General features: G+C 63.6%; 21 protein-coding genes. 9 read left to right on the top strand and 12 right to left on the bottom strand.

Going from position 1 to position 22,690, the window contains the following annotated elements; genetic code table 11:
• Positions 1–42 precede the first annotated feature (42 nt).
• Complete coding sequence (locus QRN54_RS30830; RefSeq protein ID WP_228401170.1) at positions 43–1,413, bottom strand: FAD-binding oxidoreductase; 1,371 nt, start codon at positions 1,411–1,413, stop codon at positions 43–45.
• On the bottom strand, positions 1,410–2,111 hold the full coding sequence (locus QRN54_RS30825) for a FadR/GntR family transcriptional regulator (RefSeq protein ID WP_007736157.1): 702 nt from the start codon (positions 2,109–2,111) through the stop codon (positions 1,410–1,412). The genes QRN54_RS30830 and QRN54_RS30825 overlap by 4 nt, the downstream gene beginning before the upstream one ends.
• A gap of 92 nt (positions 2,112–2,203) precedes the next feature.
• Between QRN54_RS30825 and QRN54_RS30820 the strand changes: the two genes are divergently transcribed.
• Positions 2,204–2,821, top strand: a complete 618-nt coding sequence (locus QRN54_RS30820) for a cysteine hydrolase family protein (protein ID WP_285183858.1) — start codon at positions 2,204–2,206, stop codon at positions 2,819–2,821.
• Between the two features lie 5 nt (positions 2,822–2,826).
• Here the strand turns inward: QRN54_RS30820 and QRN54_RS30815 are convergent, their stop codons facing one another.
• A complete protein-coding gene (locus tag QRN54_RS30815; protein WP_276117410.1) occupies positions 2,827–3,468 on the bottom strand; it encodes an alpha/beta hydrolase in 642 nt (213 codons plus the stop codon).
• Between the two features lie 83 nt (positions 3,469–3,551).
• On the opposite strand from QRN54_RS30815, the gene QRN54_RS30810 reads away from it, so the two are divergent.
• Entirely contained in the window at positions 3,552–6,995 is a 3,444-nt protein-coding gene (locus QRN54_RS30810) for a TM0106 family RecB-like putative nuclease (protein ID WP_285183857.1), read from the top strand.
• 29 nt (positions 6,996–7,024) lie between these two features.
• On the opposite strand, the gene QRN54_RS30805 is transcribed toward QRN54_RS30810, so the two are convergent.
• Both QRN54_RS30805 and QRN54_RS30800 read right to left on the bottom strand, forming a co-directional pair.
• Positions 7,025–8,200, bottom strand: a complete 1,176-nt coding sequence (locus QRN54_RS30805; RefSeq protein ID WP_007736155.1) for an amino acid deaminase/aldolase — start codon at positions 8,198–8,200, stop codon at positions 7,025–7,027.
• 70 nt (positions 8,201–8,270) lie between these two features.
• Complete coding sequence (locus QRN54_RS30800) at positions 8,271–8,918, bottom strand: TetR/AcrR family transcriptional regulator (RefSeq protein WP_020908434.1); 648 nt, start codon at positions 8,916–8,918, stop codon at positions 8,271–8,273.
• Positions 8,919–8,996: 78 nt separating this feature from the next.
• On the opposite strand from QRN54_RS30800, the gene QRN54_RS30795 reads away from it, so the two are divergent.
• Entirely contained in the window at positions 8,997–10,310 is a 1,314-nt protein-coding gene (locus QRN54_RS30795; protein ID WP_042450351.1) for a D-arabinono-1,4-lactone oxidase, read from the top strand.
• Positions 10,311–10,313: 3 nt separating this feature from the next.
• On the opposite strand, the gene QRN54_RS30790 is transcribed toward QRN54_RS30795, so the two are convergent.
• From QRN54_RS30790 to QRN54_RS30775, 4 genes are all read right to left on the bottom strand, one after another.
• The gene (locus tag QRN54_RS30790; RefSeq protein WP_003945144.1) at positions 10,314–11,279 is read right to left on the bottom strand and encodes an adenosine deaminase; all 966 of its coding nucleotides are present in this window, start codon (positions 11,277–11,279) and stop codon (positions 10,314–10,316) included.
• Positions 11,280–11,286: 7 nt separating this feature from the next.
• Positions 11,287–12,048, bottom strand: a complete 762-nt coding sequence (locus QRN54_RS30785) for a crotonase/enoyl-CoA hydratase family protein (RefSeq protein WP_003945127.1) — start codon at positions 12,046–12,048, stop codon at positions 11,287–11,289.
• A gap of 35 nt (positions 12,049–12,083) precedes the next feature.
• Positions 12,084–13,277, bottom strand: coding sequence for a class I adenylate-forming enzyme family protein (locus QRN54_RS30780; RefSeq protein WP_058037452.1), 1,194 nt, complete (start codon positions 13,275–13,277; stop codon positions 12,084–12,086).
• A gap of 93 nt (positions 13,278–13,370) precedes the next feature.
• Positions 13,371–14,171 (bottom strand): enoyl-CoA hydratase/isomerase family protein, encoded by an 801-nt coding sequence (locus tag QRN54_RS30775; protein WP_007736151.1) that lies wholly within the window; start codon positions 14,169–14,171, stop codon positions 13,371–13,373.
• Here QRN54_RS30775 and QRN54_RS30770 point away from each other — a divergent pair.
• Positions 14,170–15,570 carry an FAD-binding oxidoreductase gene (locus tag QRN54_RS30770; RefSeq protein ID WP_285183855.1) on the top strand — a complete coding sequence of 467 codons (1,401 nt, stop codon included), beginning with the start codon at positions 14,170–14,172 and terminating at the stop codon, positions 15,568–15,570. The genes QRN54_RS30775 and QRN54_RS30770 overlap by 2 nt on opposite strands.
• On the opposite strand, the gene QRN54_RS30765 is transcribed toward QRN54_RS30770, so the two are convergent.
• Positions 15,530–17,014: a DHA2 family efflux MFS transporter permease subunit gene (locus QRN54_RS30765; RefSeq protein WP_003945132.1), complete on the bottom strand. Its 1,485-nt coding sequence runs from the start codon at positions 17,012–17,014 to the stop codon at positions 15,530–15,532. The genes QRN54_RS30770 and QRN54_RS30765 overlap by 41 nt on opposite strands.
• A 2-nt stretch (positions 17,015–17,016) precedes the next feature.
• On the bottom strand, positions 17,017–17,640 hold the full coding sequence (locus tag QRN54_RS30760) for a PadR family transcriptional regulator (protein ID WP_003945150.1): 624 nt from the start codon (positions 17,638–17,640) through the stop codon (positions 17,017–17,019).
• Positions 17,641–17,766: 126 nt separating this feature from the next.
• Between QRN54_RS30760 and QRN54_RS30755 the strand changes: the two genes are divergently transcribed.
• Positions 17,767–18,456, top strand: a complete 690-nt coding sequence (locus QRN54_RS30755) for a GNAT family N-acetyltransferase (protein ID WP_003945114.1) — start codon at positions 17,767–17,769, stop codon at positions 18,454–18,456.
• A gap of 23 nt (positions 18,457–18,479) precedes the next feature.
• Positions 18,480–19,514, top strand: a complete 1,035-nt coding sequence (locus QRN54_RS30750) for a glutathione S-transferase family protein (protein ID WP_003945145.1) — start codon at positions 18,480–18,482, stop codon at positions 19,512–19,514.
• Positions 19,515–19,525: 11 nt separating this feature from the next.
• Here QRN54_RS30750 and QRN54_RS30745 read toward each other — a convergent pair whose 3' ends face one another.
• Positions 19,526–19,936 carry a VOC family protein gene (locus QRN54_RS30745; RefSeq protein ID WP_003945129.1) on the bottom strand — a complete coding sequence of 137 codons (411 nt, stop codon included), beginning with the start codon at positions 19,934–19,936 and terminating at the stop codon, positions 19,526–19,528.
• 154 nt (positions 19,937–20,090) lie between these two features.
• Here QRN54_RS30745 and QRN54_RS30740 point away from each other — a divergent pair, with 154 nt between their 5' ends.
• The 3 genes from QRN54_RS30740 (at position 20,091) to QRN54_RS30730 (ending at position 22,680) form a co-directional block, all read left to right on the top strand.
• Positions 20,091–20,840, top strand: a complete 750-nt coding sequence (locus tag QRN54_RS30740) for a hypothetical protein (protein ID WP_003945111.1) — start codon at positions 20,091–20,093, stop codon at positions 20,838–20,840.
• Positions 20,841–20,908: 68 nt separating this feature from the next.
• Entirely contained in the window at positions 20,909–21,910 is a 1,002-nt protein-coding gene (locus QRN54_RS30735) for an ABC transporter ATP-binding protein (protein WP_007736138.1), read from the top strand.
• Entirely contained in the window at positions 21,907–22,680 is a 774-nt protein-coding gene (locus tag QRN54_RS30730; protein ID WP_007736136.1) for an ABC transporter permease, read from the top strand. Before QRN54_RS30735 ends, QRN54_RS30730 begins: the two co-directional genes overlap by 4 nt.
• Positions 22,681–22,690: the final 10 nt, after the last annotated feature.

Below are 22,690 nucleotides of genomic sequence, written 5' to 3'. Positions count from 1 at the left end.
CTGGTAGCGCAATTTCCGGCGGCTGAGGCACGGACGAACCGCTCAGATACCTCGTCCGGGATTGAGAACGTTCTTCGGATCGAATGCGGCCTTGACTGCAAGCATCATTTCGCGTTCGGTCTGGCCGACCATGTCCGCCATGTACGGCGCTTTGAGAACCCCGATACCGTGTTCACCGCTGATCGTTCCGCCCAACGCCAGTGCGCCGGCAACGATGTCGTCGAAAGCTCCGCGCGCACGATCCTGCGCACCCGGTTCGGCAGCGTCGAACACGATGGTCGGGTGGAGATTACCGTCGGCGGCGTGACCGAAGGTTCCGATCGTGACGCCGTGGCGATCGGCCGCTTCACGAATGCATTCCAACATGGACGGCAACGCCGGCACCGGCACCGCGACGTCGTCGAGAAGTACCGTGCCCAACGCCTCGAGAGCCGGCAAGGCCATGCGGCGCGCGGCGGTGAACTCTTCACCTTCCACCGGATCGTCGGTGTGGAAAACCTCTCGGGCCCCGGCACTTTCGCACGCCGCGGCGCAGTCCGCTGCCTCGGCGGCCGCCGACCTACCGTCGCACTGGATGAGTAGCATCGCCCCGGCCGATTCGTCCAGCCCCATCTTGGTCAGCCGATTGACGGCGCCGATGGTGACGTCGTCCATCAACTCCATCTGACACGGTTCGGCCACTGCCGACACGGCGAGTACGGCATCGATCGCGGACTCCGCGGAATCGAAGAACGCAACGACGGTGGTCGCGGCAGTGGGCGCCGTACGCAACCGCATCGTGGCTTCGACGATGACCGCGAGAGTGCCCTCCGACCCGACGAGCAGATGTGTCAGGTCCAGCCCCGCAACGTTTTTGCGCGTTCGTGCACCGGTACGGATCACACGCCCATCCGCCAGTACCGCTGTCAGGGCCGCGACGTGATCACCGGTGACGCCGTACTTGGCGCAACAGATGCCGCCTGCATTTGTCGCCAGGTTGCCGCCGATACTCGAGATGGACCGGCTTCCCGGATCCGGTACGTACCAAAGACCCTGCTGTGCAGCAGCTTCCGCCAGGTCACCGTTGATCACTCCGGGCTCCACCGTGGCGGTGCGCGCGGCAGGATCGATCTCGAGAATTCGATCCATGCCCGCGACGCTCAAGACGATGCATCCGTCGAGTGCGTTGGCGGCGCCGGCCAACCCGGTACCTGCCCCTCGTGTCACCACCGGAACGGCGAGTTCGTGGGCCACCGTCATGACCGCAACGACGTCGTCGACCGTCTTCGCCTTGACCAGCGCGGCGGGCCTTCCGGCTGCGGTGAGCAGTGATTGATCCCGGACGTACGCGCCCATTCGGTCGGGATCGGTTGTCGCCCTGTCCCCCACCGCTTTCTGCAAGCGTTCACCCAACAGATCGATACTCGTGGTCATTGTGTTCGTCCTTCGTAGAATCCGCGCACATGGCGCTCGACCAAAACGGCGGCCTCGTCAGCTGCACCGCGCTCGATCGCGTCGGCGATACCCTCGTGCTCGGCCAACAGTGCGCCGAGCGTGGCCGCCGAGTTCTCGCGCGAGTCGAGTTCGCTCAGCAGGTAGCCGGCGATGCTGTCGCGGAGAACCGTCATGACCAACCCGAACGCCTTGTTCCCGCCCGCTCCGGCCAGCGCAACGTGAAAGTCGACATCGGCGTCGTGGAATGCGACCGAGTCGTCGGCAAGGGTTGCGACGCGCATCCGCTCGATCGCATCCCGGGCGCCGTTCGGCACCGCGACGACAGTGCGCAGCGCAGCAGCTTCGAGCAGCACTCGCAATTCGACAAGATCGCCCAATGGAACTGCACCCACCTGCAACGCCGTGCTGAGAGCTGTGGCCGCGGAATCGGCCGTATGCTCGTGCGTCACCCGAGGCCTGGCAGTAGAAGTGGTGTCCGCGCCGGTCAACAATCCCTGCGCTTGCAGGACACGAAGCGCCTCACGGACCGTCGATCGCCCCACCGAGAACGTCTGTGCAAGTTCCTGTTCGGTGGGCAATGCCTCGCCGACGGGAAGCGAGCCGTCGAGTATGGCAGCACGGATTCGTCCCGACACGGCAAGGCTGAGCGGCATGCGCGACAACGGAGTCGTATCCATGCCGCGACGCTACCACCCCTTGCCTGCTTGTCTGACAAACTGTTTAATTGAGGAGATTCGTGACCCGGACCACAACAGAGAAGGTGCCGACCATGACCGACAAGCTCGAATTGGATCCCGCGACCACCGCCGTCGTGCTCATCGAGTACCAGAACGACTTCACCACCGAGGGCGGTGTTCTTCACGAGGCCGTCGCACCGGTCATGGAATCGAACGGACTCCTCGCGAACACCGCCGCGCTGGTCGATGCGGCCCGTGCGGCGGGTGTCACCGTGATGCACGCACCGATCACCTTCGCCGAGGGGTACAACGAAATCACCTCGCATCCGTACGGAATCCTCAAGGGCGTCGTCGACGGAAAGGCCTTCGTGAAGGGTTCGTGGGGCGCCGCTATCGTCGACGACCTCGCTCCGAAAGACGGCGACATCGTCATCGAGGGCAAGCGTGGACTCGACACTTTTGCCAGCACCAACCTCGATTTCATTCTGCGTAGCAAAGGAATTCGCACGATCCTTCTCGGCGGTTTCCTGACCAACTGCTGCGTCGAATCGACCATGCGCACCGGATACGAGAACGGTTACCGGGTCATCACACTCACCGATTGCGTGGCAGGCACTTCGGTCGCCGAACACGAGAACGCGATCACCTACGACTACCCGATGTTCTCGCACCCCGTCACGTCGAAAGAGGTGCTCGGCGCGCTCTCCTGAGAGGACTACCTGGAATGCGCGAGAAGGAATTCACGGCTGACGTTGGTGACACTGGCGTGAACCTTCTCGTGCAGCAGGTCGTGACCGGCGTCCTCGAACTCGCGCATCTCGACGTTGCGCAGCGTCCGCGCCCAGTCCCGGACGGGATCGACCGGGGCGATCCGGTCGTCGGTACCGTGAACGACCAGGACTGGGATGCCCGCGTCGGAGAGTTCCGCCCACCCGTGTTGCTCGACCGCACTGCGCGGGATGCCGCACAGCACTGCGGAGGCAAAATCGTGATCGCGATGAGCCAGCATCGTCAGCGCCGTCACGGCACCTAACGAATGACCCATCACCGCCTGCGGAACTTCGGGCAGTTCCGCCAAGGCGATGTCAGCGAGCGCGGCTGCATCGGCAGCAAGATCGGAGAGCGGAGCCCCGACTCCCGGATCACCCTCTGACAAACCGTGCCCGGTGTGATCGATCGCCCACACGTCGATCCCCGACGCCGTCATTGCGCCCGCGAAGCGGTGATACTGGCCGCTGTGCTGGCCGAGACCGTGCAGAAAGACCAGTGACACAGTGGGCACTGCGCCCCCTGCCGCCGGCCAATGCCGAAAGTGCACCTGACCGGTTCGTCCGTCGAAGAAGGGCATGCTCGTCATTCTGCACTCTCCTACGGGTATCCGCGGGCGGTGGGCGATTACTGGTGGGTTGCCTTGTCGGTGAGCGATGGCACAATCTCCGTGTGTTCCTACTCGATGATCAGATCGTCTACAGCGCCAGCGACCTCTCGGCTGCGGCCTCGTGCGAGTTCGCACTGTTGCGGCAACTCGACGCCCGTACCGGTCTGATCTCAGCCGAGGCGGCCGAGGCGGATCCGATGCTCGAGCGGACGTCGAGCCTCGGCGACTCGCACGAGCGCGAACAGCTTCAGAAGTTCATCGATCAGCACGGAGACGGCGTCGTCGTCATGGCGCGACCGGAACACTCACGCGCAGGCCTGACCGCTGCCACGTTGGCCACCGTCGAGGCAGCACGATCGGGCGCGCCAGTCATTTATCAGGGAACCTTTTTCGACGGCCGATTCCTCGGGTTCTGCGATTTCCTCGTCCGCGAAGGCGACACCTACGCGGTCTACGACAGCAAGCTCTCCCGGCACGCCAAGGTGTCGGCACTTCTACAACTCGCCGCATACGCGGATGCGTTGGAGCGCAATGCAATTGCCGCCTCCGATCAAGTTCATCTACTGCTAGGCGACGGCAGCACGTCGTCGCACGACATCGGAGACATCGCGCCGGTATTCGCGGCACGTAGAGCTGAACTCGAACGAGTCCTCGACGAGCACCGCGCCGAGGGGAAACCGACACAGTGGCTCGACGATCGGTACCTGCGTTGCGGTCGATGCGACACCTGCAGCGTCGAGGTCGAAAGCCATCGAGACCTGCTGCTGGTTGCGGGTGTCCGCGGCAATCAGCGTGAACAGCTGATCGTCTCGGGGATCACGACAATCGACGAACTCGCCGCGAGCACCGGCCCAGTCGAGGGAATCCGCCGGGAAACACTCGACAAGCTCCGTGCACAGGCAGCGGTTCAACTACGCCAGGAACTGTCCGGCGACGCCGAATTCGAGGTCTACGAACCCTCGGCGCTCGGCGGACTCCCCATCCCCGACGACGGCGACATCTTCTTCGACTTCGAGGGCGATCCGCTCTGGGCCGAGGACGGGTCCACCGATTGGGGGTTGGAGTATCTGTTCGGTGTGGTCGAAGGGCCTGCGGACGACTACGTGTTCAAGCCGTTCTGGGCACACGATCGCGAGGGTGAGCGCCAGGCGCTCCTCGACTTCCTCGATTACGTCACCGCGCGTCGAGAAGCTCATCCAGGCATGCACATCTACCACTACGCCGCGTACGAGAAATCGGCGCTGTTGCGCTTGGCCGCACGTCACGGTGTCGGCGAGCAGACCGTGGACACCCTGCTCAGCGAGAACGTGCTCGTCGACCTGTACCCGATCGTCCGCGCGTGCCTGCGGATCGGACAACGCTCGTACAGCATCAAGAAACTCGAGCCGCTCTACATGGGTGAGCACGGCCGTGACGGTGACGTGACCAATGCCGCCGCTTCGGTTGTCGCTTATGCCGACTACTGCGAATTGCGCGACGGCGGACAAGCCGACCAGGCCAGGGAACTTCTTCAGGGCATCTCCGACTACAACGAGTACGACTGCGAATCCACTCTGCGCCTGCGCGATTGGCTTGCCGAGCGCGCCGCAGAACATGGTGTCGAACTTCGTGAGCCGACCGGGCAGATCAAGATTCCACTCGAGGAGCTCACCGAATCGGAAATCGCACTCCGCGACTTCGCCGGCCACAAGGCCGGTTCGACACGCACCCCCGATCAGCAGGCTGCTGCTCTATTGGCCGCAGCAGTCGGTTACCACAATCGTGAGCGGAAGCCGTACTGGTGGGCCCACTTCGACCGATTGGTCACACCGATCGAAGACCTGGTGGACATCCGCGACGTCATGGTGGTCGAACAGTCCGAAATCGAGGCGGACTGGCACAAGAGCACCCCACGTCAGAAGAAGTTCCGTCGACACATTCAGCTGACCGGAAGTTTCGGCACCGGAACGTCTTTGAGCCCGGGCAGTGATCTGTTTGCTCTCTACGCAACCCCCTCCCCGGATGCCGTTGCAAGCGAGAACCCCGCCCAACGCGGCACCAGCAGCGTCAAGGTCACGGCCGTGGTCAAGTCCGAAGGACTCGACGTGGTCACCGTCGAAGAACTGCTCAGCGGTGACGAATACATCGATTCCCCGGTCGCGTTGGCACCTGGTCGTCCGATTCCCACCGGACGCATGGAGAAGTCCATCGCCGCTGCCGCGTCCGACGCCAGCGAGAGCCTGCCCGAACTGCCACACATCGCGGCAGTCGACATTCTCAGGCGCAGCACCCCGAGAACCCTCTCGGGTTCACCGCTGCCACCTGTCGGCACCGACAACAACTACGCCGACGCCATCACCGCCGCACTTCTCGACCTCGACGATTCCTACGTGGCGGTGCAAGGTCCCCCTGGTACGGGCAAGACCTACACGGGCGCTCGTGTCGTCAAGACACTGATCGAACAACACCATTGGCGAATCGGCGTGGTGGCACAATCACATTCGGTGGTCGAGAACATGCTTGGCGGCATTCTGAAGGCCGGCGTGGACCCTGCACTGGTCGCGAAGAAGGGCAGCCGGAGCAAGACCGCAGAATGGCAGGACATCGCATCCGAAGAATATGCGGGATTCATCGCCGAGGCCGAAGGCGTCGGCTGTGTCATCGGCGGCACTGCGTGGGACTTCTCGAACACCGATCGCGTTCCAGCGGGCAGCTTGGACTTGCTCGTCGTGGACGAAGCAGGCCAATTCGCGCTGGCGAACACCATTGCCGTCGCGATTTCCGCGCGAAACCTGTTGCTGCTGGGCGATCCGCAGCAGTTGCCGCAGGTGAGCCAAGGCACTCACCCCGAACCGGTCGACGAATCGGCACTCGGTTGGCTCGCCGAGGGACACGGCGCACTGCCACCCGAACTCGGCTACTTCCTCGAGAAAACGTGGCGGATGCACCCGGATCTGTGTGCGCCCGTGTCCGCATTGTCGTACGAGGGCAAGCTGCATTCCCAGGAAACCGTGAGTGCGGCAAGAAAACTCGACGGACTCGCTGCCGGAGTACACACGGTGTTCGTCGATCACCGCGGCAATTCCACCTACTCCCCGGAAGAGTCCCAGGAAATCGTTCGCCAGATCCAGGGCCTTCTCGGTACGCCTTGGACCGACCCGAGCGAGTTCGAGGGAACCAGGCCGCTGGAGCAGTCGGACATTCTCGTGGTCGCGGCGTACAACGCCCAGGTGGGCACCGTCGAGCGCGATCTCACCGAGGCCGGTCTCACGGAGGTCGAGGTCGGGACCGTCGACAAGTTCCAGGGCCGCGAGGCTGCGGTGGCAATCGTGTCGATGGCCGCATCTGCCGTCGAGGACGTCCCGCGAGGGATGTCGTTCCTGCTGTCGCGGAACCGCCTCAATGTTGCTGTCTCACGCGGCAAGTGGTGCGCGATCATCGTCCGATCGCACGCGTTGACGCAGTACATGCCCAGTACGCCTGCGGGATTGGTCGAACTGGGCGCGTTCATGAGGCTGACGAGCTAGCCGAAGCCTGCCTTACCCGAAACACTGCCCTACCCGAAGCACTGCCCTTCGCCGCGATAGGTGGGAACCGAGGTTCGGGTGCCGTCGGCTTCGACCACGTACACGCGGTCGAAGCGCTCGCACAGCTCGCCGGCCTTGGCGTGACGGAACCACACGCGGTCGCCGATCGCGATGTTTCCGGCTTCCTTCCCGGTGACCGGCGTCTGGACTTCGCCGGCACCTTCGTTGCGGAGCAGTTTGAGACCAGCGGGCCAGACCGGCGACGGAACGCGGGTGGCTCCGGCAGGTCCCGACGCGATGTATCCGCCGCCGAACAGGGTCGTGACGGACGGCGTCGGCTTGCGCACGGCCGACAGTGCGAAGAACAGCGCCGGATCGGGACGGAAGGCGCGGTAGCGGTCGAACAGGGTCGGTACGTACAGTCCGGAGCCTGCTGTTACCTCGGTCACCACAGGATCGGCCGAGCTGACCTCCAGCGACCCCGTACCGCCGCTGTTGACGATCTCGAGTGCACCCACGGCATCGGTGACGGCCGCGACCACAGCGCCCCTTCTGGACGCCAATTCGCGGGCAGAGGCTTTCTTGACCCAACCGATCGGAGCACTGGTGTCCGGAAGGCCGGCAATCTGGGCTTCGTAGAACATCACTCCGACGACGGAGAATCCGCGTTGGCGCGCACGCGCCGCGAGTGCGGCGACCGCGCCAGGTTCGCGCAGTGGCGAGCGTCGTACGCCCAGATGGATCGGGCCGATCCGCAGTGACGCGTCGACGTCGAGACACACGCGGACAGGCGCATCCCCCGTCGACGCCGAACGAATGAGGTCCAACTGCGCATCGTCGTCGACCATCAAGGTGATCGATGCGAGAGCGGTGTCGTCGGCAGCGAGATCCGCGATGGCGCCACGATCGGCGGTCGGGTACCCCATCAGGATGTCCCGTGCGCCGAGCCCGACCAGCCACAGAGCCTCGCGCAGTGAGTACGCCATGATTCCGCGGAATCCGCCGGACGCGGTCAGTGTGTCGCCGAGAGTTTCAGCCAGAACCGTCCGACAACGAACCGATTTGCTCGCCACTCGCACCGGGGTTCCACCGGCGCGGCGCACCAGGTCGGCTGCATTACTGCGCAGTGTGGTCAGATCCAGAGCAGCCAGAGGCGGGTCGAGTTCTCGCGTGGCAGCAGTGAGTCGATCAAGGGTCCTGGTCACAGATGATCCAATCGTCGCGGCGTGCGACCAGTCAATCACCAATCCTGGACGTATGTCCAGGATTGCGGTTCTACTGAGGCGCGACCACGGCTTTGTTGGCGATTACCTGAACCATTTCTCCGAACTCGGCAATAGTCGCGTCGGAGTCACGATCGACCAGCCATCGCAGAACAAGGCCGTCGATCATCGCAAGACTCAGTCGCGCAATCGAACTCAACGGCTCCGTCCACACCGTGCCCGATATCTTGGCGCACTCTTCGAGAAACGACACCGCGAGCTCATCCATGATTCGGTACTGCTCAAATGCAACCGCCCCAGCACGTTCGGCTCCGAGATTGCGACTACGCAGTGCCTGCGCAGTAATTTCGTAGGTCAACAACTGGCGATCCGGGGTTGCCTCGATGGTCGGCCACATTCCGGTCAGGCCGATGTGCAGCAATTCCCTGAGCCCCTGCACGCCACTGAGATCCGGCGCATGGCGGACCTGCGCGAACGCATACTGCATCGACGCACTGAGCTGCAGAATGAGCGTTTCACCCATTGCCGCGATCAGCGCTTCCTTGCTCTCGAAGCAGTAATGAACGACGCCGAGCGATACCCCGGCCTCCTCTGCCACCGCCCTTACCGTCACAGAACTGACACCGCGCTGTTCCGCAATAGACAAGGCGGACTCGACCAATTGTGTGCGGCGTTCGTCCGCCGGGAGCCTGTTCAGCATCCAATGATCGTAGAACGCAAATGACAAAATCTTCGCGCAATACTTGCCTGGACGACCGTCCAAGTACATTATTGCGTAATGGCTTCGGACACTTGGCAGAACTGGGCGGGCACTCAAAGCGCCGCGCCGCGTCGCTTTGCGACGCCGACAAATACCCGTGAACTTTCGTCGTTGGTCGCCGAGGCCGCCTCGCGTGGCCAACGTGTGAAGGCCGTCGGCGCCGGCCACTCGTTCACCGGTGTCGCGGTCACTGACGGTGTCCTCGTCAGCCTGGACAACTTGAGCGGAATCGACTCGATCACACCGACCGACGACGGTGCGCTGGTCACTGTTTTTGCAGGCACTCGCCTTCATGCTCTCAACGACGCCTTGTGGCAACGCGGATATGCGATGGCAAATCTCGGTGACATAGACGTCCAGTCACTGGCCGGCGCGACGTCCACCGGCACGCACGGCACCGGCGCACGATTCGGCGGTATCGCCACACAGATTCGCGGAATCGAGATCGTTCTCGCCGACGGATCCGTCGTTACCGCAAGCGCCGACGAAAACGTCGAGCTGTTCGAAGCGGGCCGCCTCGGATTGGGCGCAATCGGCATCATTTCGAAGATCACTCTCGCCTGCGTTCCGCGATTCACACTTCGCGCAATCGAGGAACCCGACACGCTGTCTCACATACTGGACACCCTCGAGGGCGATCGCCTGGGCCTGGATCACTTCGAGTTCTACTGGTTCCCGCACACCGATCGTGTCCTGACGAAGAGCAATACGCGACTGCCCGGAGATACCGAACCCGATCCGGTGGGCAAGGTCCGCGCGTTCGTCGACGACGAACTCCTCTCGAACACACTCTTCGAAGGTGTCAACCGCGTTGCCACCCTGGCACCGGCCGCGATCCCGAGAATCAACAACGTGTCGTCCCGATTGCTCGGCGCCCGCGAGTTCACCGATCGCAGCTACCGGGTATTCGCGTCTTCGCGCCGCGTGAAGTTCAAGGAGATGGAGTACGCGATTCCGCGCGAACACGTCACCGAGACACTTCACGAAATCGATCGCTGGATGAAGAAGTCCGGAACCAACGTCGCTTTCCCCGTCGAAGTACGTTTTGCTGCCGCCGACGACCTCTGGCTCTCCACTGCTCACGGACGCGACACCGCATACATCGCGGTACACCAGTACCACCGCCGACCCGAAACGGAGTACTTCGCCGCGGTGGAAGCCATCGCGCGCGCCGTCGACGGCCGGCCGCATTGGGGAAAAATGCACAACCGGACCGTCGACGACCTGCGTCCTACGTACGACCGACTCGACGACTTTGTCGCCGTTCGAGACAAGTACGACGCGAATCGTGTGTTCGACAACGAGTACTTGCGTCAGGTGCTCGGCGACTGACGTTCAGTGCCGCAGCAGTTCCGCTTTTCGCGCATCGCTCGCAAACGAGGCTTTGATCGAGTTCCGGGCGAGGGTGTCTCGCTCGGCCTCCGTCAGACCCAGGGCTCGGCCCAGTTCGGTGAAATTGTCGTCGACATATCCCCCGAAGTAGGCCGGGTCGTCGGAGTTGACCGTGACGATCAAACCCATCTCGAGCATCGATCGAAGCGGATGATCCGACAGCGAATCGAACACCCGCAGACGAACGTTCGACAACGGGCAGACCGTCAGTGGAATCTCCTCGTCGACCAGACGCTCGATCAGGGCAGGATCCTCGAGTGCCCGGACTCCGTGGTCGATCCGCTCGGCGCCGAGAATGTCGAGCGCCTGCCAGATGTACTCGGGCGGTCCCTCTTCACCGGCGTGAGCCACAACGTGCAAACCCTCGGCACGCGCGCGGGCGAACACGTCCTCGAACAGTGACGGCGGGTTGCCGACCTCCGCGGAGTCGAGTCCGAGCCCGACGATCGGAGCCTGCAGGCGAATTATCTCGGAGAAGATCTCCTCGGCGTCTTTGACGGGCTGATCTCGGAGGATGGCGGCGATTGCCGCGCTGCTGAGCCCGAACTCGCGCTCACTCGATGCCACCGCATCCATGATCCCGTCCAGGACCTCGGTCAGCGGAACACCACGGACCACGTGCGCCTGTGGATTGAAGAAGAACTCGGCATGCGCGACGCCGGCGGCAGCCGCGCGGCGGAAGTACGCTCGCGTCAGGTCGGCAAAATCCTCCGCGGTGCGCAGGACGGCCATGTTGGCGAAGTAGAGATCGAGGAACGACTGCAGATCGGTGAACTCGTACCTCGACTTCAGATCGTCGATGTCCTTGTACGGCAAGTCCATTCGATTGCGCTCGGCAAGTCGGTAAATCTGTTCGGGTTCCAGAGAACCCTCGATGTGCATGTGCAGCTCTGCGACAGGTGTAGCCATGTCGGTGTTACCGCCCCTTCCAGACCGGGGCGCGCTTCTCGGCGAACGCCGTCGCGCCCTCGCGTGCATCTTCGGACGCGAACACCGGCGCCATGACCTGCAACTGCTTCGCGAAAGCTTCGTCGTCGGACCAACCGCCGGCCTTGACGATGATCTCCTTGGTGACCGCAACCGCGAGCGGTCCGTTGCGGGTGATGCGATCAGCCAGCTCCAGCGCGCCTTCGAGCGCCTTACCCGGCTCGGTCAACGTGTTCACGAAGCCGTAGCGGTAGGCCTCCTCGGCTGTGAAACTGTCACCGGTCAGGGCCAGTTCCAATGCCTTCTGGTACGGAATCCGCTTGGGCAGGCGCAACAATCCGCCTCCACCTGCGACCAGCCCTCGCTTGACCTCCGGGATACCGAACTTCGCTTCGGACGACGCGACCACCAGGTCGGTGGCAAGCACGAGTTCCGTGCCGCCTGCCAACGCGAAGCCCTCGACCGCCGAAATGATCGGCTTACGCGGCGGCCCTTCCGTGAATCCGAGACCGCGTCCCGGCACGAGTACGTTCTCGCCGGCCACGAATGCCTTCAGATCCATACCGGCACAGAAGTTTCCGCCGGCTCCTGTCAGCACCGCCAAGGACAGATCGTCGTCCGCATCGAGCTCTTCGACCGCAGCGGCCAATGCGTGACTGACCGCCGAGTTGATGGCGTTACGCGCCTCGGGCCGGTTGATGGTGATGATCAGTGTCCGCCCGCGCCGCTCGGTGAGAACCTCGTCCGCCATGATGTCCCTCTCGTTTGTCGACCACGCTCGCGTGACTACGCGACGTTGCGTTCGACAATACGGACGAAGCCATCGGGGTCGATCTGCGCGGTGTCGTGAGTGCAGAACCACCCCTGGGTGAACCTCGTCGAGGTCGCTTGCGGCGAGTTCCAATACCGACGCGTGACACTCGGTCCACGGCACAACAACTCGCCGAAACCACCTGGCGCATCCGGGCCGTACAACGCCACTTCCATTCCACCGAAAGCGATTCCGACGCTACCGAGGTGGGTGGGTGCCGACTCGGTTGGCAGAATGAGACCAGCCCCACAGGTCTCGGTTTTGCCCCACCCGATCACATGCCGAGCAGCCGGGAACAGGGTCAGCAGCTTGGCTTCCTGTTCGGCCGTGATCGGCGACCCGCTGCAATCGATCCACTGAACCGACCTCGAACCGGCACGCGCCGCCGGCCCGAGGGTGAGCAACCGAGGCTCGAGCAGGTCCTCGGGCCGCCCGGTCACGATGTCGACGGTATGCACACTCTCACGCCAGAAGTCGCCGGCGAGGACCACCGTTCCACCGACCACCAACGTCGCGAGCACGTGCACGAATTGCCGTACCGACTTGAAGTCATTGTCCACCAACAGATTGCGCACACCTTCGACGCCGTAATCGCGCGAGTGCAGAATGCCGACGATGGCGGAGAGCACGTTCTCGTTGCTCAACTCGACGCCCAGCATTTCGCCCGAAGAATCGGCGGTGTACGCGAGGATCGCCATCTCCTCCGGGGCGGCACCGTCGTCGATGAACGGAACACCGTGTGGGAGTTCCCCGTCGAGCACCAACACCGAGCCACTGTCCGCGATGACGAAGTCCGCCGCGTCGTCACTCAGATGAACACCCACGGAGACTGGAACACCGCCGGCGAGAATGACGCCGAGGCACGCCTCCATCCACCTCACCCCGGCGGCGACGCGAATGGCCACACGGTCACCGATCTCGACGCCTCGCGACTTCAGCCCGCCTGCGACCCGCGACGCCTCGGCCCACAACTCCGCGAAGGTGACCTGCTCGCCGTCGACCTCCTCCACCGCGATGCGTGAGGAGAATCGATGAACGGCGATATCGAGGAGTTCGGACAGCGACGGGTCGAGTTGGCTGTACCGAAGCACCCCGTCACCCGCACGGGTGACACGGGCGTCGGCGAGGAGCTGAGTCGAACACGGGTATTCCACAAGCGTCGACCGCATCGATACCTCCACGTCAATGACAACCCACCGGCCATTCGACTATATGACGTGGATCACAGTTCGTGGAGGTCTCTGGCAATAATCGTGGCAAACTTACTTTCCGGAGTAGACCGCTTTGCCCGGTCCGACCTCGAGGAAACTGCGGACAGCGCCGCGTAGGTCATCGGTGGCGAACAGCGCACCGGACACCCCGGGAGTCACCGAATCCGCGTGGGCGATCCCGCCGGAACGCCAGGCCGCCACGATCTGCTTGGTGGCGTCGTGGGCTCGCGTGGGCCCGTCCGCCAACCGGGCCGCCAGGGCACGCGCCGCAGCATCGACATCGTCGTGAACGGCATTGACGACGCCCCACGAGTGCAGAGTTGCGGCGTCGTAGAGATCGCCGGTCATGACCAACTCCCGAGCCCGTCCAGAACCGGCGCGCTCGGCCAAACGCTGCGGTCCACCCATGGACGGCGTCAGACCGACCACTGTCTCGACCAGTCCGAACTTCGCCTTCGGCGCCGCGAGGATGATGTCGCAGGCCAAGGAGATCTCGAAGGCAGCAGTCAGCGTCAGCCCGTGCGCCGCGTAGATGACCGGGCACGGCAACGCCTCGAGCGGATGGCAGATCTGGGCGAACAGTTCGCGCCACAATTCCGCTCCCTGCTCCGGGTTCAGTCCGTCGAACACATGGACGTCGACGCCGGCCGAGTTGACCTTGCCCTCCGCGCGCAGAAGCACAGCGCGCGGTGGGTTTTCGGTCAGCGCTGCAACATCGGCGATGACGGCGTCGAACATGGCCTGATCGAACAGATTGAGTGGTCCGTGCGCGAACGTCAGGACAGCCACCTCGGCACCACCATCGGTGGTGAAGCGCTCGAGACGGGTGGGATGCGATTCGGGAGCAGTCATGCCGCCACACTGCCACATCGAACCGGCCTACGATCGTCGGGTGGACGGTCTGAGAAATGCACTCGCGGACGTTGTGGGACATCGGTTCGTCGTCGACGACGCCGACGTGTTGGCGACCCGTTCCACCGACCAGACAGGGCGCTACAGCGGGCGCGCCAGCGCTCTGGTCCGACCCGGAAATACCGCCGAAGTCTCGGCAGTGCTGAACGTGTGCCGCTCGCGCGGCGTACCGGTCACCATTCAGGGCGGGCGAACCGGTCTGGTCGCCGGGACGGTGCCCGAGCACGACGACGTCCTGCTCTCCACCGAACGCCTCGAGGCGATCGGCGAAGTCGATGTTGCCGCCGGTCGGATCACCGTCGGTGCGGGAGCGACACTCGCGCAGGTACATTCGGCGGCCGCCGCCGCCCGCCTGAAATTCGGGGTGGACATCGCTTCTCGGGATACAGCGACGATCGGCGGCATGGTCTCCACCAATGCCGGTGGGCTGCACACGGTTCGATACGGGAACATGGCCGAACAGGTGCTCGGCCTCGAGGTGGTGCTCCCCGACGGGACCACGGTGCGCCGGTCACCGAAAGTGTTGTCCGACAATTCCGGATACAACCTGCCCGCACTGTGGGTGGGCAGCGAGGGAACTCTAGGGGTGGTCACTTCCGTCGACCTGAAATTACGGAAGATACCGACTCACCGCGTCACATCGCTGACCGGTTTCGACACACTCCAAGACGTCGTCGAGGCGGGGCGAGTGTTGCGCACTCTCGACGGCGTCGACGCACTGGAGTTGTTGGACGGGCGCGGTCTCGAACTGGCCGCCCACCATTTGAACGCCGCGGTTCCGACGGGGCGACCGTGGTACCTCCTCGCCGAGGTGTCCGCGGCCCACGATCCGCTGGAAGACCTGGCCGAGCTGCTCGAACGCATCGACCCACCGCAGACCCCGGCCGTGGCGGTCGACGATCCCGGCTCGACGCGTTTGTGGGCGGCGCGGGAGTGTTTCGCCGAAGTGGTCGGACTGTTCGGCCCCCCACTGAAATTCGACGCGGCGCTGCCGCTGGACTCGCTTGCCACCTTCGCCGAGGACGCCGCGGCGGTGATCGCGAGTCGTGCCCCCGCGGCAATTCCGATCCTCTTCGGACACGTCGCCGAGGGAAATATCCACCTCAACGTCCTGAACTGCCCGAACGCCGACACCGTGTACCGCAGCGTCCTCGAACTGGTTCGCGATCACGGCGGAAACGTCAGTTCCGAACACGGGGTGGGCTCGCTCAAACGCAACTATCTGAACCTGGCCCTCTCTGCGGAGGACATAGCCACGATGTGGGCGATCAAGCGAGCCCTGGACCCGAGCGACTATCTCAATCGTGCAGTGATGTTTCCCGACGCGCTTCGGCACTGACGGCCATCGCGTCGTCGTGTGCGTCGCCGCGCAGAGGCCGAGCGAAGCACACCGAAGCGACGAAGCCGATGAGCAGCACGCCTGCGGGCAGCCAGATCGACTCCGACATCGCCGTGCTGAACGGTTCACGGACGAACTCGGGTAGGTGACCCACTCCGGCTTCGGAACTGCCGCCGGTCAGACCCTGAGCCGCCAATCGTGCGGTGATCAGTGCTCCGATCGCGGCACTGCCGAGAACCGCACCCACCTGCCGGGTGGTGTTGTAGACGCCAGCGCCGGCGCCGGCCTGCATCGGAGGCAGGTTGTGTGTGGCGGTGGCCGCGAGCGGCGACCAGATGCATGCGTTGGCGAAGCCGATCAGGCCGATCGGCAGGAGCAGTTCCCAGATCGCGACGTCGGGAGACATAACCAATGCCAGCCAGCCCAGGGCGATCGCGAACAGCAGGAAGCCGGTGCCCGCGATGTAGCGCGGATGCGTCTTGTCGACGAGCTTGCCGATGATCGGCGCAAAAATGCCGGTCAGCACGGCCATCGGAACGAGGAGGAGCGCCGACTGCGTCGGGGAGAGTCCGCGAACTGCCTGGGTGTAGAACATCAGCGGAAGGACCATCGATGTGATCGCGAAGCCCATCGCGGTGATGGCGACGTTGGCGAGCGAGAAGTTGCGGTCCTTGAAGAGTTCGAGTGGAAGCAAGGGCTCGTTCTTGTTGCGCGACTGGTAGAACACGAACACCGCGAGCAACACCACACCGGCGCCGATCAGGCTCCAGACGAATCCGTTCCAGTCGTACGAACTGCCTTCCTGGATTCCGAACACGAGCAGGAACATGCCTGCGGCGCTGAGAATCACGCCGGGAATGTCGAACTTGTGCTCGCTGGTCGGCAACGACGGAACAAGCTTCCACGCGAGGAGGAAGGCGATGACACCAACCGGGACGTTGACGATGAAGATCCATTCCCAGCCGAGATTGTCGACCAACACACCACCGGCAAGCGGACCGACCAGCGTCGCAACACCGGCAACCGCGCCCCACAGGCCCATTGCGGCGCCACGCTTGTTCGGCGCGAACGTGCGTGTGATGACGGCCATCGTCTGAGGCGTCATCATTGCGGCGCCCAGACCTTGGAAAGCCCTTGCCACGATGAGCATCTCGACGCTGCCGGACAGACCACACCACAGTGAAGCGCCGGTGAACAGTACGAGGCCGATCATGTACAGGTTCTTCGGTCCGAACCTGTCACCGAGCCGGCCGGTGACGAGCAGCGGCACCGCGTACGCCAGCAGGTACGCGCTGGTGACCCAGACGACCTTGTTGATGTCGGTGCCGAGGTCCTCCATGATCGCAGGGTTGGCGACAGCGACGATGGTGCTGTCCACCAGAATCATGAAGAACCCGATACACAGCGCCCACAGCGCGTGCCAGGGATTGACCTGCTTTTCCATCTTCAGTCCTTAGGTAGTGCGGACGAGCCTGCGGAGCCGGCCAGCCGGTCGAGAAGTTCTTGTGAGAGCCAGGGCATTTCGCCGCTCTCGATGTCTGTCACCAACGCGCCGATCCACTCTCTTTCGGCGACGGTCAGTGCGTGGGCGTAGTCCGCGCCCACCGTGAAGATTCGTGGTTTTTCCGCCGCCTTCACCGCTTCGTAGTCGACCTCGAATTTCGCGATCGTCTTGTCGAGGTGCGCGAGACGAATTCGAAGCATCTGACACGCGGTGGACGCGGAGAGGTTGTGCATTTCAGCGAGCGCGAGCGGCAACCGCGGATACTCCCGCACCGGAACCGCCAACATCTCACGTAGTTGATGCTCGAGGGCCTCACGGCCCCGGGCGGTGATCTCGTACGTCGTCCGTTCGGGCCGGTTGCCCTCACGATCGGTCCCGATCGAAGCCAGAAGTTCCTGCTTCTCCAGCCGGGAAACCGTGTGATAGAGCGATCCCGGCTTGATCTTCACCAACTGATCGCCCCGGCGAACCGAGGCAAGTTGATACATCTCGTACGGATGCATCGAACGCTCGGACAGCAGGCCCAGAACGGTGATTCCCAGAGGCGTCAGTGACACGTCACCCATGAGTCCCCCTCCCTGACAAGCCGCAATTGACTATTTCTTGACTATTCCACCTGAAATAGTCCACATGGAATATACGACCTCTGTCCATCTCGATCAACCCGTTCGAATCGGACTAGCCTGTAGCGAGTGGACGAACATCACCTCGACATCATCCGACTCGCTTGGGCACGTGAACTGGGCCTCGGCGACTCGGCACTTCGGCCGGCACACACGGCCCGCGTCGTCGGCGACGACATCCACGTTCTCGATCTGGCAGGCTCAGGTGCAATCGTCGGGCCGCAGTGGTTCATCGAGCGCACCGAGGACATCTCCGTCGACGCCCTGCTGCAACCGGCGCGTCTACTCGAGATCGCCGGCGATCACGGCGGCAGAATCACCGGCCCCGTCGATCTCGCTTTCCTCGGCGACTACACGGACGCGCCACCCGACGAGCAACTACTGATTTCCCACGACATCGACGACGCCCTCGCCGTCGCTGCGCTGTGCCCACCCGACGACAGCACCACAGCCGACCTCGGGAACCGGACGCGGTGGTTCACCGCCCTCACCGATTCCACCGAGGTGCTCGGATGCGCGGCGTACTCCGAATTTCAGGGATTCGTGGCAGATCTCACGACCCTGACTGCTCCAGCGCATCGCCGTCACGGAATCGGCTGCGCAGTAACGCTTCTCGCTGCGGAGGATGCTCTCGATTCCGGATTGATCCCGCAGCTACGCACAAGTCGCGGCAGTGCGATCGGAGCGACGCTTCCACGTAAAGCCAAATTCGACGTTCTGGGGGCATACGCTCGGGTACACGTGCACCTGCCCAGTTGACACTCGAACGAGAGGGACCGCAGATGAGTACGGAAGACGGCGCGAGCGAACCGACATTCGTCGAAGAGGGTCGTGAATTCAAACGCGACACCAACTACATCCCGACCCGGATCACCGAGGACGGCCGCGACGGTTATCCCGTCGAACCCGGGCGATACCGGTTGATCGTGGCACGTGCCTGCCCGTGGGCAAACCGCGCCATCATCGTACGCCGCCTGCTCGGCCTCGAAGACGTACTGTCGATGGGCATCTGCGGTCCGGTTCACGACAAACGAAGCTGGACTTTCGATCTCGACCCGGGAGGCGTCGATCCCGTACTGAAGATCCCGCGACTGCAGGACGCATACCTCGCCCGAGATCCCCACTACCCCAGGGGAATCACGGTGCCCGCCATGGTGGAGATCGCCACGGGCAAGGTGATCACGAACGACTACCCACAGATCACCCTCGACTTCTCGACGCAATGGAAGAAGTACCACCGCGAAGGCGCACCGGATCTGTACCCGGAGCCTCTGCGAAACGAAATCGACGAAGTGGCCGAGTACGTTTTTCGCGACGTCAACAACGGCGTCTACCGCTGCGGTTTCGCCGGTTCACAGCAGGCGTACGACGAGGCATACGACACGCTGTTCGCTCGCCTCGACTGGCTCACCGAACGTCTTGCCCGGCAACGTTTCCTGGTGGGCGACACCATCACCGAAGCCGATGTGCGCCTGTTCACCACGCTGGCGCGGTTCGATCCCGTCTATCACGGCCACTTCAAGTGCAACAGAAGCAAACTCAGCGAGATGCCGGTGCTGTGGGACTACGCGCGCGATCTGTTCCAAACCCCCGGATTCGGTGACACCATCGACTTCACACAGATCAAAGCGCACTACTACATCGTGCATTCCGAGATCAATCCCTCCGGAATCGTGCCCAAGGGACCGGAATTGACACACTGGCTCGAACCGCACGGACGCGAACAGTTGGGTGGCCGACCGTTCGGGGACGGCACACCACCTCATCCGCCCATCCCGTCGGAAGTGGTTCCGGCAGAGCACTGGGCCACCAGGTAGGTCGCGGGGGGCTACTCCCCTGCGTACGTGCCGAAACTCCAGTACACGCCTTCGGGATCACGGCAGGTGAACCCCCGCGAACCGTAGTCCTCGTCGCGCAATCCCTGCGTGATCGTGGCGCCCGCCGCGACAGCGCGTTCGTGGAGTGCATCGGCGGCGTCCGCGTCGTCCACGACGATGTACACCGAACCGATTCCAGGCGGCAGGCCGGCGATCGCAGAATCGGTGCGCGGCGAACCCAACATGATGCCGCCACCGCCCGGCCAGTCGAGTTGGGCGTGGTCAACCACGTCTCCCTCTCCGTAGACGGCCTTCTCCACGAAACCGAAGGTGCTCACCAGAAAGTGGATTGCCGCACGGGCGTCGAGGTAGCGCAGCGTCGGCCAGATGGTCGTCGAACGAGATTCCGAAGTGGCGGTCATAACACTCGAACTCCTGCCTGGGAAAACTCACGAAGAAAACCGAGTCTCGTACGAGCCTATGGCCCCGGTGATCACCGCCGCCAGCGAAAACTTCACCTATTCTCGAGATACGGTCCACCTCGCTTCAGAGGAGGACAACTGTGGAGGGGCAGCAATGAGCAAGTCGACGAACAACGACAGCGGGCGTATCGAGAAGGTCCTCGTTTCCGTTCTCGACAACGGAAGCCGCCTGCAAGCGCCCGCAGTGGCCAAATACGTCAACCATGTCCGTAAGGCCCACCCCGACGAGTCACCTGCTCAGATCGTCGAGCGGATGGAGAAGATGTTCATTCTCGCCGTGACCGGAAGCGGCAGTGCCGTCGGCGCCACCGCCGCCGTGCCGGGCGTCGGAACGGTCGCGTCCATCGCTGCCGTCGGTGCGGAATCGGCTTTCTTCCTCGAGGCGTCAGCGCTGCTGACGTTGGCAATTGCATCAGTGCATGGAATCTCCGTACAGGATCACCAGCAAAGACGTGCCCTGGTCCTGGCAGTCGCCCTCGGCGAATCCGGTATGGAGATCGTGCAGAAGGCCACCGGAATCACAGCCAAGAACTGGGGAACGGCAATCACGAGCAAGATTCCCGGACCCACGATGAGGGGAATGAACAGCACCCTCGTGCGGAAATTCGTGACCAAGTACGCCGCGAAGCGCAGCGCACTGATCCTCGGCAAGCTCGTTCCGGCCGGAATCGGTGCGGTCATCGGCGGTGCGGGCAACCGTGCAATCGGCAAGGGCGTCGTCAAGAATGCGCGCGAAGCCTTCGGACCGGCACCGGCCAGGTGGACCGACCACCTGATCGTGATGCCTGCCGACGATGCCGCAGTGCTTCCCCAGACGGAGACACGCCGGGCCATCCGCAGATAGCCGTCCGGGCCGTAGGCTCGCATCACGTATTCGCCGCCGACCCGGGAGCAGCATTGACGAACACCGCAATGGGATCCTTCTCTGCCCCCATCGAGATTCGTGGGTTGACGAAGACGTTCAAGGCGGCGCGCGCGGTCAACGACCTGAGCTTCGACGTTCAGGCGGGCTCGATCACCGGGTTTCTCGGCCCGAACGGTTCGGGCAAGACGACCACGTTGCGGATGCTCCTCGGACTGGTGTCACCGACGTCGGGATCGGCCACGATCAACGGCACCCCGATGCGTTTGCTGCCCAACCCGGCTCGGACCGTCGGCGCAGTACTCGACGTCGGCAGTCTCCATCCGAAACGAACGGCGCTCGGACACCTCGAGATCTACGCGGCCGCTATCGGCATGCCGACTCAGCGCGCGGCGCAGGTGCTGGACATGGTCGGTCTGAGATCGGTCGGAGTCCACAAGACCGGCACCTTCTCGCTCGGGATGCGCCAACGCCTGATCCTTGCCACCGCGATGCTCGGTGATCCCGAGATCCTCGTGCTCGACGAACCCGCGAACGGACTCGACCCCGAGGGCATGGCGTGGCTTCGTCAGTTCCTGCAGACCTTCGCCGGTTCCGGCCGAACGGTTCTGATCTCGAGTCACGCGCTTCGTGAAGTGGAAGCGACCGTCGACAGCGTGGTCATCGTCAGCGCCGGCTCACTCGTCTACCAAGGGACCATGGACGAACTTCGCCGCTCGCAGCGCAGTCGACTGCTCGTCTCGTGTTCCAACCCAGCGCTCCTCGCCACGGCATTGGCCGCTCGCGGAATCATCGACGCCCAGATCACGCAGGACGGACGGCTCGCCGTGGGCGGCACCGACACGTCGGTGCTCCCACCGGTGGCATCCGCCGCCGGTGTCACGATCTTCGGCGTCGCAACCGAAGGCGCAGATCTCGAGCAACTGTTCCTCGCGATGACAACACCGCAGTACGCGGTTCCCCAGGTCGGATACCACCGCCCACCCGGTCCCGGTTCCGGACCGGGCTATTACGGCCCTGCCGCATACGGACCTTCCGGAGGACACCGATGACCACGCTCGTGCGCGCGGAGACACTCAAAGTTCTCACCCTGCGCTACTGGTGGGCACTGGCCATCGCACCGGTCGTCGTGGCCGTGCTGATTGCTGCCTCCACCAGGACGTTCGTCGAAGCCGTGGCCGATTCGGCAGACACCACCTTCGACGTCGATGTCGTGTCCACCGGCGTCAGCCTCGGTGTCTCCAACACGCTTGTCCTGGTGTTCGCGGCTGTCTTCGGAGCACTCACCGCTGGATCCGAATTCGGCTACAAAACTCTCACCACGACGTTCCTCACAGCTCGCGGCCGTGACGGAGTTCTCGGCGCAAAACTTGCCGTCGTCGCGGTATTCGCCGTCGGCTACGCGTTGGCGGTCGAAGTAGTCAGCATCGGCGCGATGTTGCTCTTCGGCCGGGACTTCAGCTTCACCACCGATCTCTTCGCCATCTGCGCCGCAGGCATTCTGGCGTGCGCTCTGTGGGCACTGCTCGGCGCCGGGGTGGCACTGCTCACCGGTTCGTCGATGGCCGGTGCCCTCTCGGTCATCCTGTGGTTCGTCTTCGGTGAATGGATCGTCCGCGCAGTGCTGCTCGCGATGGATCTCGGCGGGGTCGGGGCCGCGCTTCCGGTGTCGGCCACGATCGGCACGATCATCAATGCGGCCCCGTCGATCGACGTCGACGCGTTTGCGTCCTGGCCGAGCGGCCCGATGATGCTGGCAGCTTGGGTGGTTCTGTTCTGCGGGCTCGGTTGGCTGCGGACCAGGACCCGCGACATCACCTGAAAAGGCTGTC

Source organism: Rhodococcus sp. MEB032 (assembly GCF_030208925.1).
In the GTDB taxonomy this organism is placed as follows: Bacteria; Actinomycetota; Actinomycetes; order Mycobacteriales; family Mycobacteriaceae; genus Rhodococcus_F; species Rhodococcus_F qingshengii.
This window is presented reverse-complemented; position numbering and strand designations above follow the sequence as displayed.

Excerpts from the sequence above, each read along its gene's own strand:
- QRN54_RS30830 (WP_228401170.1), bottom strand. The coding sequence starts at position 1,413 with ATGACCACGAGTATCGATCTGTTGGGTGAACGCTTGCAGAAAGCGGTG.
- QRN54_RS30825 (WP_007736157.1), bottom strand. The coding sequence starts at position 2,111 with ATGGATACGACTCCGTTGTCGCGCATGCCGCTCAGCCTTGCCGTGTCG.
- QRN54_RS30820 (WP_285183858.1), top strand. The coding sequence starts at position 2,204 with ATGACCGACAAGCTCGAATTGGATCCCGCGACCACCGCCGTCGTGCTC.
- QRN54_RS30815 (WP_276117410.1), bottom strand. The coding sequence starts at position 3,468 with ATGACGAGCATGCCCTTCTTCGACGGACGAACCGGTCAGGTGCACTTT.
- QRN54_RS30800 (WP_020908434.1), bottom strand. The coding sequence starts at position 8,918 with ATGCTGAACAGGCTCCCGGCGGACGAACGCCGCACACAATTGGTCGAG.
- QRN54_RS30795 (WP_042450351.1), top strand. The coding sequence starts at position 8,997 with ATGGCTTCGGACACTTGGCAGAACTGGGCGGGCACTCAAAGCGCCGCG.
- QRN54_RS30790 (WP_003945144.1), bottom strand. The coding sequence starts at position 11,279 with ATGGCTACACCTGTCGCAGAGCTGCACATGCACATCGAGGGTTCTCTG.
- QRN54_RS30785 (WP_003945127.1), bottom strand. The coding sequence starts at position 12,048 with ATGGCGGACGAGGTTCTCACCGAGCGGCGCGGGCGGACACTGATCATC.
- QRN54_RS30780 (WP_058037452.1), bottom strand. The coding sequence starts at position 13,277 with ATGCGGTCGACGCTTGTGGAATACCCGTGTTCGACTCAGCTCCTCGCC.
- QRN54_RS30770 (WP_285183855.1), top strand. The coding sequence starts at position 14,170 with ATGCCGCCACACTGCCACATCGAACCGGCCTACGATCGTCGGGTGGAC.
- QRN54_RS30775 (WP_007736151.1), bottom strand. The coding sequence starts at position 14,171 with ATGACTGCTCCCGAATCGCATCCCACCCGTCTCGAGCGCTTCACCACC.
- QRN54_RS30765 (WP_003945132.1), bottom strand. The coding sequence starts at position 17,014 with ATGGAAAAGCAGGTCAATCCCTGGCACGCGCTGTGGGCGCTGTGTATC.
- QRN54_RS30760 (WP_003945150.1), bottom strand. The coding sequence starts at position 17,640 with ATGGGTGACGTGTCACTGACGCCTCTGGGAATCACCGTTCTGGGCCTG.
- QRN54_RS30750 (WP_003945145.1), top strand. The coding sequence starts at position 18,480 with ATGAGTACGGAAGACGGCGCGAGCGAACCGACATTCGTCGAAGAGGGT.
- QRN54_RS30745 (WP_003945129.1), bottom strand. The coding sequence starts at position 19,936 with ATGACCGCCACTTCGGAATCTCGTTCGACGACCATCTGGCCGACGCTG.
- QRN54_RS30740 (WP_003945111.1), top strand. The coding sequence starts at position 20,091 with ATGAGCAAGTCGACGAACAACGACAGCGGGCGTATCGAGAAGGTCCTC.
- QRN54_RS30735 (WP_007736138.1), top strand. The coding sequence starts at position 20,909 with ATGGGATCCTTCTCTGCCCCCATCGAGATTCGTGGGTTGACGAAGACG.
- QRN54_RS30730 (WP_007736136.1), top strand. The coding sequence starts at position 21,907 with ATGACCACGCTCGTGCGCGCGGAGACACTCAAAGTTCTCACCCTGCGC.